This window comes from Ferrimicrobium sp., assembly GCA_022690815.1.
In the GTDB taxonomy this organism is placed as follows: domain Bacteria; phylum Actinomycetota; class Acidimicrobiia; order Acidimicrobiales; family Acidimicrobiaceae; genus Ferrimicrobium.
Genome location: JALCZJ010000025.1, coordinates 1 through 17620, shown reverse-complemented (window position 1 = coordinate 17620; position 17620 = coordinate 1). Strand labels below are relative to the sequence as shown.

Here is a 17620-nt window from a genome sequence, read left to right as displayed (position 1 = left end):
GTCAGTCTCCCAACCTACGAGCTAATGCAACACGTAGAACAGGTACCACGACAGGATCGACAACAGCATGAAGAAGATACCGTAAGCGCCGAAACCATCGACGTTTGCCCGGAAGTTCTCAGCTGCGCGATGTGCCGAAACACCTATCCCACCGTCAGCCCGATAGAAGTTGTAACTGCGAATCGCCCGCATCATCAACGTAAACACCCAATACGCGCTCAGACCAATACAGAGTGCGTTAATCGGTGCAAAGGCGATGAACACCCCCGCATACCCGCTGGCCGCCGGCGGAAATGGGAGCCGAGTGAGCTCCCAAATCTGCAGTCCGGTGGCAATAACGAGCAGCAACGTATTAGCCGCAGTACCCACGATGAAGTCGGTGCTGAAGCCTCTACGAAGCCGACGGCCCGCCATGAGCTGAACCGCAGTCCCAACGACCACGAGCAGCAGAACTGCTAGCCCTATGATCTTTGACGCAGTCTGACCATGCGGATCCCACAACCCATTCGAGTTGAGCGAGCGCAGATAGAAGTAGGCAAAGTAGATCCCACCAAAGGTGGTAGCCACCACCGGAATCAGCGTGCGCGAAGCCGTCCAAAGCGCCCCAAGCTGGGCATCATGGTAATACTGCTCCTCGTCGATAACCGGCTGAGCATCAGCTGACTGTACGCCAGTAGCCACTACGCATCACCTCCAGTCACAACAGCAGCCCTGTCACCCACTGGGTCAAGATCAGCGACCGGTGTATCATCCCCGGTGCCATACCCATACGGATCACGGTTGACAACCGGGATCTTCACGAAGTTATCCGGCGGGATCGGGTAACCAACTTGCCACTCGAGTCCACGCGACTCCCATGGGTTTGGACCCGACGGTGTCCTCGTCACCGCTAGCGACCAAATGAGATTAATCACGTACAACAAGATACCGAAGCCTAGGACGTAGGCCGAAATAGACACCCACTGATTCAAGTGCTGCAAGCGCACGGCATATTCGAACACACGTCGAGGCTGGCCAAGCAAGCCGATCATGAACAACGGCAGGAAGGTCGAGTTGAACGCCACGAAGATAATCCAGAAGCTGATCTTACCCAACTTGTCATTCAACCGTATGCCGAAGATTAATGGCGTGTAGTAGTACACCGCCGCAAACACCGCAAAGATCAGCTGACCCATAATGGTGAAGTGGAAGTGCGCCATGACGAAGAAACTTCCGTGCACCAGGGCATCAACCGGAACGTCAGAGTTGTACACACCCGTAACGCCACCCCAGAGGAAGTTCCAAAAGACAGCCAAGAGGAACAACATCGGGACCTCAAAGCGAATCTTGCCTCGCCAAACGGTACCCATTGCCACCAGATACAGGAATCCGGTAGGAATGGAGATCAGCTCCGTGGTCAACATGAACAACGGCCGCATATCAGGGTTCATACCCGACATGAACAAGTGATGCTGCCAAACGAAGAAGCTCAGTACCGCGACACCGATGAGTCCGGCCGTCGAGGTCTTCAGCGCAAACACTGGTTTACGGGCAAAGACCGGCAGCATCTCAACCGTGATGGCAAAGCCAGGCAGGGCCAACAGGTAGACCTCAGGATGCCCAAAGAACCAGAAGAGGTTTTCCCAAAGGAAGGAGCTACCTCCATGCCCGGCATAGAGCATAGCCGTGCGGACCCCTCGGTCAAGGCTCATCACATAAAGTCCATCGAAGAGCACCGGCACTGACAGCAACATCGTGAACGCTGTGGTAATCATGCCCCACGAGAGGATCGGCATCCTCGACCAGCGCATACCTGGCGCACGATAGTTGATGATGGTTGCCGCCATATTGATGGAAGCGCAGATCATCGACAGAGCCATCAACGCAAAAGCGACATCATAGTCGCTCTGGCCTGGACCCCCTTGGATCGACAATGGGGCATAGCCCGTCCATCCTGACTGAAAACCACCCTGCCAAAGCGCAGAGAGGAGGATCAAGAACGACGGAACCGTGAACCAGAACGACGCTGCCTCGAGACGCGGGAACGCCATCTTCTTCGACCCAATCATGAGCGGAATCAGATAGTTACCAAATGGGCCCATAACGATGGACGTCATCATCATCATCATCATGGTTCCGTGCTCGCCAACGATCTCGATGTAGGTATCCGGCGCCCAGATATGGTTCACCGGTGAGAGCAGCTCGGTACGGATACCGAGGGCCAACAACCCAGCAACGAGGAAGTACAGCAGCATTCCAAAGAGGTACTGAACGCCAACAACCTTGTGATCGGTCGAATACGTAAAGTGCTCCCAAAACGTCCGCTTCTCGCTCTTGGGCGCCTCAGCGGGCTCAAGACCAAGCAGTTTTTGAATCGGATAGTTCAAAGCCCCAAGACCAATAAACCAACCGAGGCAGCCGATGATCAACGAGAGGTAGATCGCAACCTCATTTTGACCACTACTTACGTACACGGAATAGTTCGAGGCAATGGCGTTGCCGAGCCAGTGGCCGAAGGCATACCCGATCCCGCCGCCGATCAGCGCGGTGATCATATTTCCCTTGAACCATGGCTTGGCGGCTTTGAGGCCCCGAGCCTCGAGGTCGGTTGGAGAACCGACACCCGCGGCTGGCGTCATATCAATTGCCATTTACAAGCTCCTTTAATACGTTACCGCATGACCGTTGGGGTCATACGACGGATAATAACCACCACCCGCACCGGAGTACGAAGGGGTATAGGTTGTCGCGAACGGAGGAAGAAGCTTCGTCACCGACGCATTCTGTGCCTCCATATTGGATGCCCACGTGTAGAAGGCCGACTTTGAGACCACGTGCCCGTAGTTATACATAGCACCATGCCAGATCCCACAGAGCTCGTCACAGCGAACGGTGAAGCGCCCCAACTGGTTCGAGGTGGTCGTATAGGCCACGTTGTTCACATCCGGGTTCGCATCAGCCTTGACACCGAGCTGATAGGCCCAGAAGTCGTGGATGACATCGAGCGAAGTCACATCGAACTGGATGGTGGTATCGGCCGGAAGGTCAATGGAGGTCGTCTCCATGCCCCCGAACTGCGGCCACCGATAGGTAAAACGCCATTGCTGGGCAATCACCTGCACCACCAACATGTGTTTTGCCGTCGGCTTCCAAATCGGTGATGGACCTTCACCACTACCGACACCGTTGCCGTTGATCAGCTCATACGTACCGAAACCGGCCAAGAAGAGCACCAGCGCCGCCGAAGTGACATACCAGATTCCTTGCACGCGCCGATTCCCGCGCAACGGGATACCATCTCCTCGATCGGTCTTGGTGGCATGGAAGTTGATCAGCGACCACGCCCCATAAACCCAGACCATCAACAAGACCGGTACCACCATGGCGGTGAGCACCTTGAAGTCGAACTGCTGACTCGCCGCCGAGGTGGTCATGTCACCTGGTGGCATATGTGGCCCCCAGACATAGAGCACCAACACTTCGCCGATCAGCGAAAGTACCAACCAAATGGCGAAGATCTTCCATCCCGCCTTCTTGGCGTACTCCTTACGCTCCCTCATCGCCTCTTCGGTCATCGCCATTAGGCCACCACCTTCCAGAAGCCAGCCATGTAACCAGTGGTCGCCATTGGACCACCGTTGCCATTCAAGTAGCCAGCTCCACAAGGGATAAAGCACTGCCAACGATAGTTATGTGGATGGTTACCCGTATAGAAGGTAAACGTCTCTACGTTATGAGCATTCGACAACGTACACGGGCCAGTCTGACAGAACGTCTTTTCCGTGCCACTCAGACCCCACACCGGGACCGAAAGGCCCAAGGCTGGAGCCACTATCGTATGACCAACACCGAAGCCTTGGGCCGCATCCAACAAGCTGACAGTCTTGCCGTTCAAAACGACATCGTTGCCAACCGTGCCGGTGACTTTACCCCAAATTGGATTGCGGAGTGGACCACCCGAATCGTACTCATAGACCGTCACGTGGACATAGGTCCTCTCAGGCACCTGATAGAGGGTTGTCTGGACCCACTTACCCTGCGCATTCTTGGCAAACCAGCCCGGCCACGCCGGATGTGCATGTCCCGGTCCAACATCTGGATCAACCTGCAACGTCACGTCAACCGTATGTGGCTGCGTTGGAGAAGGCGTGAATACAACCGTCGGTGGATAGGTTCGCAGGTACCCGAAGATACCGAACAGAATCAACCCAACAGCGACTGCTGCAGACACAAGAACAATCGAAATTCTTGCACCCTTATTCATCCTTCACCCCCTTTCTACTTTGTTTTTTCCCATTCCAACCCGACACCCCTCACCAGGGTTGCGACCAGCGATCTTGACGATCCACTGACCGGTTCCGGCGATCACTCGCCGAATAGCGCACAACTCACTCGATACGGGACACCCAATGCTCGAGAATCTTCTGCGTCATCTGCCCCTGCACGACACCAGCAACCTTGCCGTCAGCAGCCACGAACACCGTCGTCGGCAGCCCGATCAAGAGATACTTGCCTTGGAGCGAGGCGTGATCGGTGACCACCGGGTACTCAATATGGTCCTGAGTGATGAACGCCAGGGCTTTGGTGTTGGTATCGTTTTCATCGACACCAAGGAAGTCGACCTTGTGCGCGAGATTTTGAGCGACCGAGGCAACCATCGGCGTCTCCGCCTGGCAGGCGGTGCACCAAGAGGCAAAGAAGTTGATCACCAACGGGTGGCCAACAAAATCCGTCGGCGAGACCGAACCAGTTGCTGCCTTGCCGTCGACGGCAAGCTCTGGCAGCGAGAAGTTTGGCACCGTCTTGCCTACCAGTGGAGACTTGCCCGACTGAACTTGGGACAGCGAACCCAACGAGGCTGAGGCCGTCGAGGTGTTGGTATCCGAGAGCGAGGCCATGTAGATGGCATACGCGATCACGATGATCACCGTCACCGCGATCAGAAAGATCCAAACCCGAGGACCAAAGCGGGAGACCCGCGGTCGTTCGATGGGCTCAAGCACAGCCATCAGTGACCTCGAACCGCCACATCGACGGCCATGCCGATGAACAGCAACGACAGATACGTGATCGAATAGGAGAAGACCCGCATGGCTACCTTGGGTGTGAGATTGCGGTAGAGCTTGATGGCATAACCGATAAAGCCAGCGTTCAATGCGATTGCCGCTACCGCATACACCCAACCTAAGTGGGCCGCAAAGCCGAGCGCCCCGGTAGTTGCAGCGAGGACGAAGGTGTAGATGAGAATGTCACGCGCCGAGCGCTTCCGGGTGGCGACCGACGGCAGCATGGGCACACCAGCGGCCGAGTAGTCGTCGGAGTACCGAAATGCAAGCCCCCAAAAATGCGGTGGAGTCCAGATGAAGATGACCAGAAACATCAGCCAGGCAGCGAGCGATAGCGAATCGGTCACTGCAGCCCAGCCCACCAGCACGGGCACCGCCCCAGCGGCCCCACCGATCACGATGTTTTGTGACGTCGAACGCTTCAGCCACATCGTATAAATAAAGACGTAGAACAACGCAGCAGCCAGCGCGAGCGAGGCCGATAGCACGTTATCACCCCATGAGAGCATCGCGAACGCGATGACCTCGAGCGCGATAGCAAAAATGAGCGCTCCTGTTGGAGAGACCGCACCGGTAACGAGCGGACGATTCTTGGTGCGCTTCATGAGCGCATCGATGTCTCGGTCGTACCACATGTTGACGGCGTTTGCGCCGCCAGCGGCCAAGGTTCCGCCGGCGACGGTGATGACGATGGAAAACAGTGACGGGAGCCCATGTTTTGCTACCACCATCGCTGGGACCGTGGTGATCAGCAACAGCTCAATGATGCGCGGCTTCGTGAGGCCGACGTAGCCCTTGACCGTCTTCGTCCAATCCCAACTTCCCTCAGACAACGCCAAGGTTCTCATTTACGCCTCATCTTCACTGTGACTCACCACACGTAACCCTTGTCGACACAACACTCAGCACACACCAAACCCCTATCAAAGCGGCGCGCCCTGTGAGCGATGCCAATCCTTGTAGAGTCTTTTCGTACACGGACCAATCTAGCACACGGGGAGACGCTCAGTGACAAGCGAGTTGAATTATTTGCATACGCAAACCTCAGATTCTGGGTTGACTCACAGTGAAACCCCAGACGAGCCTGAGGGCGCCTTCGGCGAGCGCCGACTCCTCGCACTGGCTAACCTTCTTGACCAAGTCCATGCAGATATGCTGTTCAGCGACCATTTTGCGCTAGTTCAATACCTCTGCGGATTCCGAGGCTCCAACGGAACCTTGCTTATCGATCCGGCGAGGGAGCCCGCAGCGTATCTGTGTACAGATGGGCGTTACCTGGAGCAAGCCACACAGCAAGCAGCCCAACACGGAGTCGCCCTCGCTGTGGCATGTGACCCAATCCTTGGCCCGAAAGGCATCCTCGGCCCCCAAACCCCTCCAAGGGTCGTCGCCGTCGACATGAGCTCCCTCTCTCTCACCAACTATCTCGCGCTGAGAGAGGCTGGCCACGAGCTCGTCGATGTCGCGGGCAAACTCGCGACCATGCGAGCACACAAGGATCCCACTGAGATCGCGGCCATTGCTGAGGCTTCCCGCGTCGCCGACCTCGCTATCGAAGCAACTCTTGCTCATCTTGATGATCAGCCAACCGAGCTAGCGCTTGCCGGCTGGTTCGAGTACTACGTACGCCACTATGGTGGGGAAGGTGTCTCCTTTGCGACGATCGTTGCATCAGGAGCGCGCACCTCGCTGCCTCACGCCCGCCCGACACGCCAACCTATCGTGGCTCCCACCCCCGTCGTCGTCGACTTTGGGGCCATGGTGAACGGATACTGCTCAGACTCGACCAGATCGTTCTATCTTGGAGAGCCGCCGGATGCCTACCGCCAAGCTTACGAACTGGTCTCAGCAGCCAAGGCCGCCGGCGTGGCTCAACTGCACCCGGGTCACAACGTTCACGCCGTCGAAGAGGCTTCGCGAGCCTCGCTGCGCGAGCATGGGGTTGAAGAGTATCTACTCCATGGTGTCGGCCATGGCGTTGGGCTTGAGATCCACGAGCAACCGTTTACCGCCAACGCCTTCGATGTCCAAGTCGAGCCATCGATGTGTCTCACCGTCGAGCCAGGGCTGTACTTCGCTGGCGACTTTGGCATCCGACTCGAAGACCTCTACCTCACCACCACATCTGCTCCGACACCGTTGACGCGCTCATCATTCGGCATCAGCCTCGGGGGAAGTGCTCATTGAACGGGTAGGATAGAAGTATCTGACGACTCGCACCCAAGGCCTATACCTAACCAGCCCTGGCCCAACAGGTCCGGGAAACCCAAAGGGTCCAGAGCAACAGGGTCCAGACCGAAGGCGCGAACGTCAACATTCGACAAATCCATAGAACGCAGCCAACGCGCAGAGCACAAGACGAGGAGCAATCGATGTCGGTCTCGACCACGACTAACGACCTGAAGAACGGTATGACGCTAGAGATCTCCGACGGTCTCTTCACGGTGATCGAATTCCAGCATGTCAAGCCTGGCAAAGGCGGAGCCTTCGTGCGCACCAAGCTGAAGAACCTGCGCACCGGAGCGGTCATCGACCGAACCTATCGTGCCGACGAGAAGATCGAGCAGGCCATTATCGACAAGCGCGAGATGCAGTACCTCTACAACGATGGTGTGGACTACATCTTTATGGATTCACAAACCTATGAACAGCTCAACGTACCCGAGGCAGCGCTTGGCAACGCCAAGAACTTCCTGATTGAGAACGCCACTGCCACTATCTCGACCTACGAGGGAGCCATCGTTGGCGTCGAACTTCCGGCTGCCGTTGAGCTCACCATCACCGAAACGGAACCAGGTATCCAAGGCGATCGTGTCTCGGGTGCGCGCAAGCCAGCCACACTCGAGACCGGGCACGTGCTCCAGGTTCCCCTCTTCGTGAACCAGGGGGACCGCATCAAGGTCGACACCCGCAGTGGCGACTATCTCACTCGTGCCTAAATCATGAGTCAGCACCATTCCCATCAGGATGCAATCGAGCACTCTCGAGTCCTCCGGGAGCAGGTGGTGGCCATTATCTACGAGTCGCTCTTGCGCCAGATCAGCCCCATGGCGGTGCTCGGCGACAAGGCACGCTCCTACCCCGCGTTCGTCACCGAACGGATCGCGGCCATCGATGACCAGCGAAGCGTTATCGACGCCACGATCAGCGAGCACCTCTACGACTGGACGATCACCCGACTCAATCCGGTTGATCGATCGATCTTAATGCTGGGTGTGTGGGAGCTACGATTCAAGAGCGAACTCCCGACCTCAGTCATCATCGCCGAGGCACTCCGCCTCGGGGACCTACTCTCGACCGAGGACTCACCGAAGTTCCTGAATGGCGTGCTGGCTTCCGTTGCAAGCCAGTACCGACCTACGACGAAAGCTGCGCTCTGACAAACGATGGCATGTCCGTCAGTGGGCTCAAATTCACCTTCTGAGGCGAAAGATCGAGCTGTGCGGAGACCTTCGCAAGGTCGTTATTCACCGAGTTGAGCAACAGGTCCATGTTGTGGATCCGGGTTTCCAGATTCTTGATCGCTCCCTGGTTGGTCGGATGCGTCAGCAAGGTCTCGGAGTCAGCCAGAATACCGGCAGCACCTGGGTAGGCCCAGGCATAGAGGTTATGAGCTACCGGCGTGAGGTTAAACTTGTTGAGATCATTCGGTGGTGAAAGTGTCGCCAAGTTGTACAGGTCTGAGTTGACGGCAAGCGTACAGTAGGCCTCATCTTGTTGGAGAATCGTATTCGCAACGCTGAGCTGACTCGTGTCTCCGGCATGAACCCGAGCGAGGGCGTGATAGCCATCTTGGAGTGCCACCTGGCACCCAAGCACGTCGCTTCGCATGGACACAACAAACGACTTAAAGTCAGCCTGCTGCTGTACCTTGGTGATCTTGTTCGGATACACAATCAGGAGCTCCACTGCGACGGCTACCACCACCACCCCAACGACCCACAGCAGGCGGCGTTGTCTCCTCTTTGGCGTCTCCTCCGGTAACGTATAATCTGCTCTATTGCGTGGCCTTGACGACACTACTCTCCCTTATCTACCAGCTCACTAACGGCGCTCTCATCAACGATGAATCAGAGGCCAACCACCATTGCCAACACATCCGATGGCGAAGTCACTGCTACGAATCGATGCAGCACCAATGCACCCAGGTCCGGCTGGACCCGATAGCACCCTCGCCATACTCCATTCTCTCGACCATCCCCGCTTGTCTGTCACAACCGCCGTCCAACAACGAGTTGATATCGATCCTTCGACCTAGCAGGGACCGGCAAGACCGACGATGAAGGCTCGACACGTGAGGGTCGACTACGGCGCGTAACCACGACGAAGAGCTAGCACCAACCATGAACACCACTGTCAAAGACAAACACCAGCGTCAAAGACGACACAATCGAACAACCGGGCGGGACCACCATGACATACCAAACCCCGACGAGTCAACCCTCTGCAAAGGACGAACGGGCACAACAACCTGAGATCATCTAAGCCTCCAGGGTGAGCCTAGCCTGAGGCACATACAATTGAGGGGCCCATTGCATACATCCCAGCGAATCCTCAGCCGTGGCTCGCATCCGCTTTGGCATCGAGCAGTACGGCCGCATCAACGGCCAGCGCGTAGCCGATGGAGCCAAACCCTGCTATCGAGCCACTCGTAACCTGGGCCAGCACCGATATCGTGCGAAAGCTCTCCCGCGCCGCTGGATTGGTAATGTGAAGCTCAATGGTTGGAATGTTCTTTGACGCAATCGCATCAGCGATTGCCCAAGAGTAATGTGTCAGGGCCCCGGCATTGAGAATAAGAACGCGACAAGCGGGCCCGAGGCCGTGAATCAACCCAACAAGATCGGCTTCACTGTTGCTCTGATAACTCGTGAGCTCATAACCATATCCCTCGGCCCTGGCTCGTGCCAGCGTGACGAGATCATCGAGCGTCGCATGGCCGTAGATCGCGGGTTGACGCTTGCCCAGCAGGTTCAGATTAGGCCCATGCGCTACAACGATGGAGCGACTCCGCGCTTGTGGTTCACCTAGAGGCAACGATCCATCAGGTTCGCTCAACGACATACTCCCTTCGCGGATAATCCTTGAGCAGGCGCCGAACGAGTACCGCATCCACGCCATGCACCAGCTCAAGTCCGTTCACCCCATCAAGGACAAAACTCAGATCACCTTGGTTCTTCTTATCAGCTCTCATGTAGTGAACCAAAGCATCCACTCCCAATCCATAGGGGAGTCTCCAGTCGAGCTCGTAGGCGGAAAGAACATCACGATGATACTGAACACGCGCATGATCGATGCGGCCCATATGCTCGGCGAGCAATGCCGCAAACATCAGCCCGACGGCGACCGCCTCACCATGTGAGATCGCTCCATCGTCGCCCTGGCCGAGGAAGACACCCTCGATCGCATGGCCAAGTGTATGTCCGTAGTTGAGCAGACTCCGTCGACCCGATTCCCGGGTATCGCTAGCGACATAGGCCTCTTTGAGCTGTTGAGCGGCGATTATTTGATCGGCCAAGGGGCGGCCGGCGAGAGCCCCATCGGCAAAGAAGCTGTACTTGGCCAGCTCCCCTGCTCCACTCAACCACTCGCGACGCGAAAGCGTCGCCAGGTAGCCAAGATCACAAAGAAGGCCGGTCGGCTGCAAAAAGGAGCCGACAAGGTTCTTGCCCCTTGTCAGATTGACCCCAGTCTTACCACCAATGGCGGCGTCGACCATCCCTAACAACGTCGTTGGCACGTTGAGGTACTCAATACCTCGCATAAACGTCGACGCCACATAGCCAACGAGGTCGGTGACGACACCACCACCGACGGCGATCAATCCACCGCTGCGTCCAAGGCCGAGATCGACCAAGCGTTCGGCAAGACGTTCAGCCACCGATGCGCGTTTTGCAGCCTCCCCTGCGGGGATGACCACCCAGGGGGCGCCAGGGGGCGCTGTAAAACGCCCAGGTATGGCACTTTGGGTGACGAGCACCACACGAGACCAATGCGCGGGGATGAGCGCTCCAAGCTCGCTCCAGGCATTGATGCCAACAATCGTAGGGATCGCAAATCCATCGATTGACAACTCGTAGCGCACCACAGGTGCTTGCTCCCCACCGCTCCTGGCCGCATCGATCAGCTGCGCAAGCACCGATGCTTCAGTCACGGCTCGTGTCGTTCACCCGAACCGGCTCACCTTCGGACAACGGCCGATCATCCATAACCGCCGACGGGGTCGCCGAGAGGTTATCTCGGTACGCCCGCCAGTTGCGGGTGAACTCCGCCACCGAGTCGCCGCCAAATTTCCTGGTGGCCTCGTTGGCGATGACAAGCGCCGTCATCGCCTCGGCGACCACCCCCATCGCCGGGACCGCCACGACATCGGTACGCTCCTTGAACGAGAGAGCTGACTCCTTGGTCGCCATGTCTACCGTCTCAAGCACCGGACGGTTCAAGGTCGCTAGCGGCTTCATCCAGACCTCGGCAACGACTGGAGCTCCATTGGAGATCCCTCCCTCGATACCTCCTGAAAGCCACGTGGGCCGCCGGTATTGACCCGTTGTGGGGTCGAATTGAATCGCGTCATGAGCAGTCGAACCATGACGCCTGGCCACCTCAATCCCAGCTCCGATACTCACCGCCTTCACCGCTTGGATCGACATCAACGCGCCGGCGAGTTGGCTATCGAGCTTGCGATCCCAATGGACATGGCTCCCAAGCCCCACTGGCACGCCATGGGCCACCACCTCGACCGAACCACCCAGAGAATCCCCAACCTTCGCGGCGGCCTTGATCTCAGCGATCATGAGAGCTTCGACTTCCGAGTCGAGACAACGCACCTCGGAGGCGTCGATGCGGGGCAGATCTTCAGGGAAAGGGATCGTCGTCCGAGCGGTCTTCACATCGCCGATCTGGACCACGTGGGAGACGACGGCGATCTCAAGACGCGCGAGCAGCAGCTTTGCGAGCGCACCGGCAACCACTCTTGCGGCGGTCTCTCGCGCCGAGGCCCGCTCAAGCACGTCACGGGCATCGTCGAAGCCGTACTTGAGCATGCCGGCGAGGTCCGCATGCCCTGGACGCGGTTTGGTCAACTTCTTCGAGGGATATCCGGGGTTCGGAGACATCTCCTCAGTCCATTTGCGCTCCCACTCGGAGTTCTTGATCTCGATGGCCACCGGAGATCCAAGCGTTCGGCCGTGTCGGATCCCGGCGGTGAGCACCAGCTCGTCGGCTTCAAAACGCATACGAGGTCCACGCCCGTACCCCAGTCGGCGTCGGGCCAGCTCCATTCCGAGTTGATCGGAGGTTACCGCCAGCCCAGCTGGTAGGCCTTCAACGATGACAACCAACGAGCGGCCATGAGATTCACCGGCGGTGAGATACCTAAGCATGGCTAGAGATTAGCCGATGGCCACTGCACTCAGCCCTAACCCCTCAGTCCTAGCCAACACCACTTGGCGTCAACGCTGCGTTGGCTTGGGATGTGATCTTTGGTGCAAACGGATTCTTAACCGAGAAGTACTCTGAGACAGGGACCGGGCTCGCCGCCTGACGGGCCTGGCCCGCATCCACGCTCGAACCAGCCGTCGATCCCGGCGTTGCTGCATGAGATGATCGCGAGGCTTCGGCCGGCACCACAGGCGTTGGCGACTGCGTCGCCTGAGGCGCTCCCCGAGCAGACAGATAGTAGCCACCAGCGGCGAGCACCAAAACGCTAAGTGCAATCAGCACCAACGTCTTGGCAGTGAGTCGGCGAGCGCCATGCTCGGGTTCTGGGTCGGCCTCAGCCGCCCGATTCTGTTCGGACTCCTCGACAAGTGCTGCAATCTCTAAACTGGTCATCGTTGCTCCTCTAACTGCGGTAGTAAACCGCACCGGTAAACGACAGATTGATCTTGGGGTTCGTGCCACCCGCAGCCAGCGCCGATAACTGAACCGTTCCGACGTTGACTAATTCCTGCAGGTGATCGAGTGCGTGGAGAAAGTGCATGAGCGCCACAAAGGTCCCGCTGGCCTCGGCTGAGAAGGTGATCGCGCTCACGCCAGCAACGGTGGCGGTACCACCCGTTGTGGTAGTGGCTAACGCTCCCGGCTGGGCGGGCGTGATCTGGAGCAGAGGGACGCCGGCCTGGGCTGCCGCGGCGTCTGCCTGGTCGATAAAGTCCGCAAGCGAGAACGTCACCGGTAACGCTTTGGTCAGTGCGCTCAGTTCGGCCCTAAGATGGGGGGCATCTCGCTTGTCCTGGATCAATTGGGCGAGCTGCGCCCGGTCAGCAGCCATCTGAGCTTGTTCCACATTCACTTGGCTTTGTGTGGTGGCGATGTGCTGGCTTACCGGCGCGTAGATGCCAAGATACCAACCAGTGCCAACCAAAACGACCACGACACCGACGATCACCATCGCTACGATCGGGCGCTTGGACCTCGCACGGACATCGCTCGCTGACGACCCCTCAACCGATGTACTCGTCGATGACCGAGATCTCTTCATTGACCTAGCACCCCTCACGGTTGCACTTCTAACTGATGAAGATATGACGCACTGCGATACTGGCCAAACACATCAGCGATCACCGCTGAACCCTGATAGGTCGTTTGACCTGCTTCGATCCCGTCAACTTTGGAAACACCAACGGCGCACGAGGAGCCCGTCGTCGACGATGGGGGCACCAACGTGGACGAGGAGACCCACAGATCGCGTAAGAACCCAAGGTGACCCATCGACGTGAGCCAGTGCGCTGGCGCCAACTGCGAACATCCCTCCAACGCAAACGTCACACCAAGACCCGTCTGCGTGGTTTGCGCCTGGATGCTGAGGGTCGTAAGCCATGAGTCCGACGGCGTCGCTGCGGCAATCTGGGTTAGCAACTGCGGAAAGTCGATCGAAGACTTGAGCTCCGCCATCAAGGGTGCCCGCGCGGAGTTGACCCCCTGGGCGAGCGTTCCATAGCTGGCATATCGCGCCATCTCATTGGCCACCACATGCAGCTGTGCGGCCGTCTGGGTCTGGGTGGCCTCAACCTGATGCAATTGATCGAGCCGTTGGACCGTGACGAGACCCGCGGCTCCCGCAACGACAACCCCGAGCAGGCTCGCCACCGCGAGCTGCTGACGTCGTAGTCGACGCACCCGCACCCGTGCCGGCAACAGGTTCGCGTACTTGACATCCTTGCTCTTTGCGCCCGCTCGCAAGGCAGCGCCAGTCATCTCCACCCAGTTGCTCGATGTCTCCTCCACGAAGGCGTCAGCCTCGATGAGTCGCAACACCTGGCGTGGCCCCGGGCGCTCGATGCGCAGACCCAGCTTGTCACCAAGTTCGGTGCCAAGAAGGTCAACCGCCGAGGATCCACCAACAAGCACGAGTCGATCGATCTCGGTATAACCCCGTTGAATGGCGAAGTAATCGATCGATGACGCGACCTCGCGAACGATCGATCGCACGCCATCAGCCACGATCTCGTCCGCAGTCGCCAGATCCGCCACGGGTGGGCGGACTACCTGACTCATGGATCGTTGTGTGCCTTGAGTCCTCGCACTGGCACGCTTAAGGCCCTCGGCGTGCTCGTAGGTTACCTCCAAGCGGCTGGCGATTTCGCGGGTTATGAGGTCCCCGCCCATGTTGATGGAACGAACCAGCTGAGGCTGATCATCGACGACCACCTCGATCGTGGTTGTGGTCGCCCCCACGACCACGAGGTAGTACCCATCACCGTGTAATCCCTGCAGCTCGCTCACCGCTCGCGCCGCTGCCAACGGCCCTACGTCGACCCAATCGACGCGCAGGCCACTGCGCTCAGCGATCTCGATCGCCCGTGAGACCAACATCCTGGGGGCTCCAGCCATCACCACATTAAGGTTTGGCGACCGGCCCTTGCCTCGCGTCTCGTAGTCAACCACCAGCTCGTCGAGCGGTAGCGGCAATACCTCGGTCATCGCGAAGCCGAAGGTCATCTCGAGTTCGCGCTTCTCAGAGCTCGGTACCGTGAGGCTGCGCACGACGAGATCCGGATCGGTGATGACAAGCCTGCTCTTGCGGGTACGGGTTCCCACATCTTTGAGCAGCCCGCGGAGCGTCTCTACGACTTTATCTGGATTTTCGTCGGCTCCATCTGGCAAAACCCGATGGGCCAGCCAAAGCGGTGGGCGTGGTCGCCGACCAACCTCGATCTCGCAGGCCTTGATGGAGAATGCTCCAATCTCGACGAGTATGAGTCTTTCCATCCTTGAATCCTCGCTGAACTCTTGGATGTCTATCGGCGCGGTTCAGCTAAAAGTTGATAGCTCCTGGCGCTTTCAGTGATAAATACCAGTACCCAGAGCGGTGATTAGGAAGCCTAGCGCCAGAAATGGGCCAAACGGCAGCTTGGCACGCAAGCTGGCGCGTCGTGCAAAAATGAGGCCGACTCCGATGATCGAACCTATGAAGAAACTCACGAGCACCGCGACCGCTACGATCGCCAGACCAAGCGGTGCCAGTCCCAGCGTCAAGACAACCCCGAGCTTGGCATCCCCAAGCCCCATGCCTCCTCGCGAGACGATCCGCAAAAGCACAAAGAAAACCAAGACGGCCAAGGCAAGACCGAGCGTCGTAGCAACGACTGGCCATTGACCAGTTGAGAACCCATTGGCTAGCCCAAGCACGACGAGGATCAGCGCGCTCGGATAGGTCAACAGGTTGGGAATACGGTAGGTCTCTAAGTCGATGAGCGCCGCCCCAAGACCCACCAGCAAGGCAAAACCACAGCTCACCTGCTCGATGGCGTCGACTGGGCAACGAGCAGCGACGACCCCAATGAGCGCACCGGTAACTTCGATGAGTGGATAACGGATGGGGATCGCCACCTTACAGTCACGGCAGTGGCCACGGAGCCACAGGTAGGCGAGAATCGGTACGTTATCATAGGCTCGAATCAGATGCCCACACGATGGGCAACGCGAACGATCCAAGACCAACGGCATGTCGTGTTGGATGCGAAACGATAATGCCGCCATCGCCGATCCGCCAATCAGCCCAACGACAATACCGATCACGACGCCCATAGCCCAGGTTGTCGGATCAAAGAGCAGTCGGGTTGAGTCACCGAGCCTCACGTCAATGTCGCATGGGCCAGGTGATCGAATGGCATAGTGCGATAATTTCACCATTTGTGCTAATTTCACTCAAGTTTTCGCGCAAACGACGCCGAAGCAGTGTGAGTACCGGAACACCGGTGCACCGAGACGCAAGAACCATCAAAGGAGAAAAGGATGTCTCAGATCTATCGTAAGTTGACAAAGAGTGATGAGTCCGGGTTTACCCTCATCGAGTTAATGGTCGTGATCTTGATCATGGGCATTCTCGCGGCGATCGCGATCCCAACGTTTCTGGGTGCCCGGACGTCCGCGCAAAACAAGGCCGCAGAGACTGACCTGCGCAACCTCTTGACATCAGAGTCTGTCGCCTACACCAACAATCAGACGTATGTCGATGCAGCGAACTTAGCACCCCTTGATCCTGCCTATACCAATGATCTTACGGGGACAACGCCGAAGATCACGGTGACAACGAGCCCATCGAGTGCTACGATACCATACGTGTGTTTGTCAGAGCAGTCTGCATCGGGTCACTACTTTGGTATCGCTGATGTGGCCACTGGAACGGGGGCCGGAACCTACTATTACAGCGGCACCAGCGCCCCTGGTTGCACGCTCGATACCACGAATGGTGGTATGACCGGTTACAACTCCTCGGCAGCTGCCGCCAACTGGTAGGTCGAAACACCTCAGTACTCTCATGATCGTCACGAGGCCGACTCCCCACGTTGTTGGGGGTCGGCCTCTAGCATGGAGTTCATGCGTGCACAACCAGATCAGTTCATCGACTATGAGGGTCTCTATAACCTTCGAGAGCTCGGAGGTTATCCGACGACCAACATGCGTATTACTCGTCATGGCCTCCTCTTTCGATCCGAGGCCTTCTTTCGCCTCACCGAGGAGGCGCAGCACGCGCTCTTTGATGAACTCAAGCTCACAACCATCATCGACCTCCGTTCAGATCAAGAGCGACGCGACCAAGGATTCCTTGACAACGTTGGTGGTGTCGAGCTACTCCATTTCCCGCTGCTCGATGTCTCGATCGACTCTGGACTGGACCGCAACGACCCGGATTATCTCCTACAGGTCTATGCAGCGATCCTCGACAGTCAACCGGCATCGCTTGCCAACGCCGTAACCACCATCCTCGACTCAGATCGCTGGCCCCTCCTGTTCCACTGTGCGGCTGGCAAGGACAGAACCGGCATCGTCGCGATGCTCATACTCGCGGTCGCTGGAGTGCCCGACGATCTGATCGCCAAAGACTATTCGCTCACAGAACTCGCTCTCCAACGCGTGCTGGCAGCGAATGATCCCGACGTGGACCCCGTCAACTGGGGCGCGTTACCGGCGGCCGTTCTGCGCTCCACGCCTCAAACGGCCAGGGCTACCCTGGACTACCTCAAGGCGTCATTTGGATCGGTTCACGCCTACCTGGAGCAACTCGGGATTACACCAGCGCTCCTTCGCACCTTTGAACACGCCTTCACCGCCGCCACCCGACCCCCCCT

At 57.9% G+C, this 17620-nt stretch carries 19 protein-coding genes; 5 read left to right on the top strand and 14 right to left on the bottom strand.

Going from position 1 to position 17620, the window contains the following annotated elements:
* Positions 1–21 precede the first annotated feature (21 nt).
* The 6 genes from MP439_08305 to MP439_08280 form a co-directional block, all read right to left on the bottom strand.
* The gene (locus MP439_08305) at positions 22–681 is read right to left on the bottom strand and encodes a hypothetical protein (GenBank protein MCI2976064.1); all 660 of its coding nucleotides are present in this window, start codon (positions 679–681) and stop codon (positions 22–24) included.
* A complete protein-coding gene (locus MP439_08300) occupies positions 681–2630 on the bottom strand; it encodes a cbb3-type cytochrome c oxidase subunit I (protein ID MCI2976063.1) in 1950 nt (649 codons plus the stop codon). The genes MP439_08305 and MP439_08300 overlap by 1 nt, the downstream gene beginning before the upstream one ends.
* A 12-nt stretch (positions 2631–2642) precedes the next feature.
* On the bottom strand, positions 2643–3560 hold the full coding sequence (locus MP439_08295) for a cytochrome c oxidase subunit II (GenBank protein ID MCI2976062.1): 918 nt from the start codon (positions 3558–3560) through the stop codon (positions 2643–2645).
* Positions 3560–4243, bottom strand: coding sequence for a hypothetical protein (locus MP439_08290; protein MCI2976061.1), 684 nt, complete (start codon positions 4241–4243; stop codon positions 3560–3562). The genes MP439_08295 and MP439_08290 overlap by 1 nt, the downstream gene beginning before the upstream one ends.
* 124 nt (positions 4244–4367) lie before the next feature.
* On the bottom strand, positions 4368–4988 hold the full coding sequence (locus MP439_08285; protein ID MCI2976060.1) for a TlpA family protein disulfide reductase: 621 nt from the start codon (positions 4986–4988) through the stop codon (positions 4368–4370).
* A complete protein-coding gene (locus tag MP439_08280) occupies positions 4988–5893 on the bottom strand; it encodes a heme o synthase (GenBank protein MCI2976059.1) in 906 nt (301 codons plus the stop codon). The genes MP439_08285 and MP439_08280 overlap by 1 nt, the downstream gene beginning before the upstream one ends.
* Before the next feature lie 160 nt (positions 5894–6053).
* On the opposite strand from MP439_08280, the gene MP439_08275 reads away from it, so the two are divergent.
* The 3 genes from MP439_08275 to nusB all read left to right on the top strand — a co-directional run bounded on the left by MP439_08275 (position 6054) and on the right by nusB (position 8425).
* Positions 6054–7232, top strand: coding sequence for a Xaa-Pro peptidase family protein (locus MP439_08275; protein MCI2976058.1), 1179 nt, complete (start codon positions 6054–6056; stop codon positions 7230–7232).
* Between the two features lie 185 nt (positions 7233–7417).
* Positions 7418–7984, top strand: coding sequence for an elongation factor P (gene efp, locus MP439_08270; GenBank protein MCI2976057.1), 567 nt, complete (start codon positions 7418–7420; stop codon positions 7982–7984).
* 3 nt (positions 7985–7987) lie between these two features.
* Positions 7988–8425 (top strand): transcription antitermination factor NusB, encoded by a 438-nt coding sequence (gene nusB, locus MP439_08265; protein MCI2976056.1) that lies wholly within the window; start codon positions 7988–7990, stop codon positions 8423–8425.
* On the opposite strand, the gene MP439_08260 is transcribed toward nusB, so the two are convergent.
* The 8 genes from MP439_08260 to MP439_08225 form a co-directional block, all read right to left on the bottom strand.
* Positions 8403–9065 carry a hypothetical protein gene (locus MP439_08260; protein ID MCI2976055.1) on the bottom strand — a complete coding sequence of 221 codons (663 nt, stop codon included), beginning with the start codon at positions 9063–9065 and terminating at the stop codon, positions 8403–8405. The genes nusB and MP439_08260 overlap by 23 nt on opposite strands.
* 534 nt (positions 9066–9599) lie before the next feature.
* A complete protein-coding gene (locus MP439_08255) occupies positions 9600–10103 on the bottom strand; it encodes a 3-dehydroquinate dehydratase (protein ID MCI2976054.1) in 504 nt (167 codons plus the stop codon).
* The gene (locus MP439_08250) at positions 10090–11199 is read right to left on the bottom strand and encodes a 3-dehydroquinate synthase (GenBank protein ID MCI2976053.1); all 1110 of its coding nucleotides are present in this window, start codon (positions 11197–11199) and stop codon (positions 10090–10092) included. Before MP439_08250 ends, MP439_08255 begins: the two co-directional genes overlap by 14 nt.
* On the bottom strand, positions 11192–12427 hold the full coding sequence (gene aroC / locus MP439_08245; protein MCI2976052.1) for a chorismate synthase: 1236 nt from the start codon (positions 12425–12427) through the stop codon (positions 11192–11194). Before aroC ends, MP439_08250 begins: the two co-directional genes overlap by 8 nt.
* 49 nt (positions 12428–12476) lie before the next feature.
* A complete protein-coding gene (locus MP439_08240) occupies positions 12477–12878 on the bottom strand; it encodes a hypothetical protein (protein MCI2976051.1) in 402 nt (133 codons plus the stop codon).
* A gap of 10 nt (positions 12879–12888) precedes the next feature.
* A complete protein-coding gene (pilO, locus tag MP439_08235; GenBank protein ID MCI2976050.1) occupies positions 12889–13527 on the bottom strand; it encodes a type 4a pilus biogenesis protein PilO in 639 nt (212 codons plus the stop codon).
* Between the two features lie 14 nt (positions 13528–13541).
* Positions 13542–15257: a pilus assembly protein PilM gene (gene pilM / locus MP439_08230; GenBank protein ID MCI2976049.1), complete on the bottom strand. Its 1716-nt coding sequence runs from the start codon at positions 15255–15257 to the stop codon at positions 13542–13544.
* Between the two features lie 72 nt (positions 15258–15329).
* The gene (locus MP439_08225; GenBank protein MCI2976048.1) at positions 15330–16178 is read right to left on the bottom strand and encodes a prepilin peptidase; all 849 of its coding nucleotides are present in this window, start codon (positions 16176–16178) and stop codon (positions 15330–15332) included.
* Between the two features lie 105 nt (positions 16179–16283).
* Here MP439_08225 and MP439_08220 point away from each other — a divergent pair, with 105 nt between their 5' ends.
* Positions 16284–16787 (top strand): type II secretion system GspH family protein, encoded by a 504-nt coding sequence (locus tag MP439_08220; protein ID MCI2976047.1) that lies wholly within the window; start codon positions 16284–16286, stop codon positions 16785–16787.
* 81 nt (positions 16788–16868) lie between these two features.
* Positions 16869–17620, top strand: a 752-nt coding sequence (locus tag MP439_08215) for a tyrosine-protein phosphatase (GenBank protein MCI2976046.1), incomplete at its 3' end; no start/stop codon positions are given.

Coding starts and splice junctions, on each gene's coding strand:
- MP439_08300 (MCI2976063.1), bottom strand. CDS start 2,630: ATGGCAATTGATATGACGCCAGCCGCGGGTGTCGGTTCTCCAACCGAC.
- MP439_08295 (MCI2976062.1), bottom strand. CDS start 3,560: ATGGCGATGACCGAAGAGGCGATGAGGGAGCGTAAGGAGTACGCCAAG.
- MP439_08290 (MCI2976061.1), bottom strand. CDS start 4,243: ATGAATAAGGGTGCAAGAATTTCGATTGTTCTTGTGTCTGCAGCAGTC.
- MP439_08285 (MCI2976060.1), bottom strand. CDS start 4,988: ATGGCTGTGCTTGAGCCCATCGAACGACCGCGGGTCTCCCGCTTTGGT.
- MP439_08280 (MCI2976059.1), bottom strand. CDS start 5,893: ATGAGAACCTTGGCGTTGTCTGAGGGAAGTTGGGATTGGACGAAGACG.
- efp (MCI2976057.1), top strand. CDS start 7,418: ATGTCGGTCTCGACCACGACTAACGACCTGAAGAACGGTATGACGCTA.
- nusB (MCI2976056.1), top strand. CDS start 7,988: ATGAGTCAGCACCATTCCCATCAGGATGCAATCGAGCACTCTCGAGTC.
- aroC (MCI2976052.1), bottom strand. CDS start 12,427: ATGCTTAGGTATCTCACCGCCGGTGAATCTCATGGCCGCTCGTTGGTT.
- MP439_08240 (MCI2976051.1), bottom strand. CDS start 12,878: ATGACCAGTTTAGAGATTGCAGCACTTGTCGAGGAGTCCGAACAGAAT.
- pilO (MCI2976050.1), bottom strand. CDS start 13,527: ATGAAGAGATCTCGGTCATCGACGAGTACATCGGTTGAGGGGTCGTCA.
- pilM (MCI2976049.1), bottom strand. CDS start 15,257: ATGGAAAGACTCATACTCGTCGAGATTGGAGCATTCTCCATCAAGGCC.
- MP439_08220 (MCI2976047.1), top strand. CDS start 16,284: ATGTCTCAGATCTATCGTAAGTTGACAAAGAGTGATGAGTCCGGGTTT.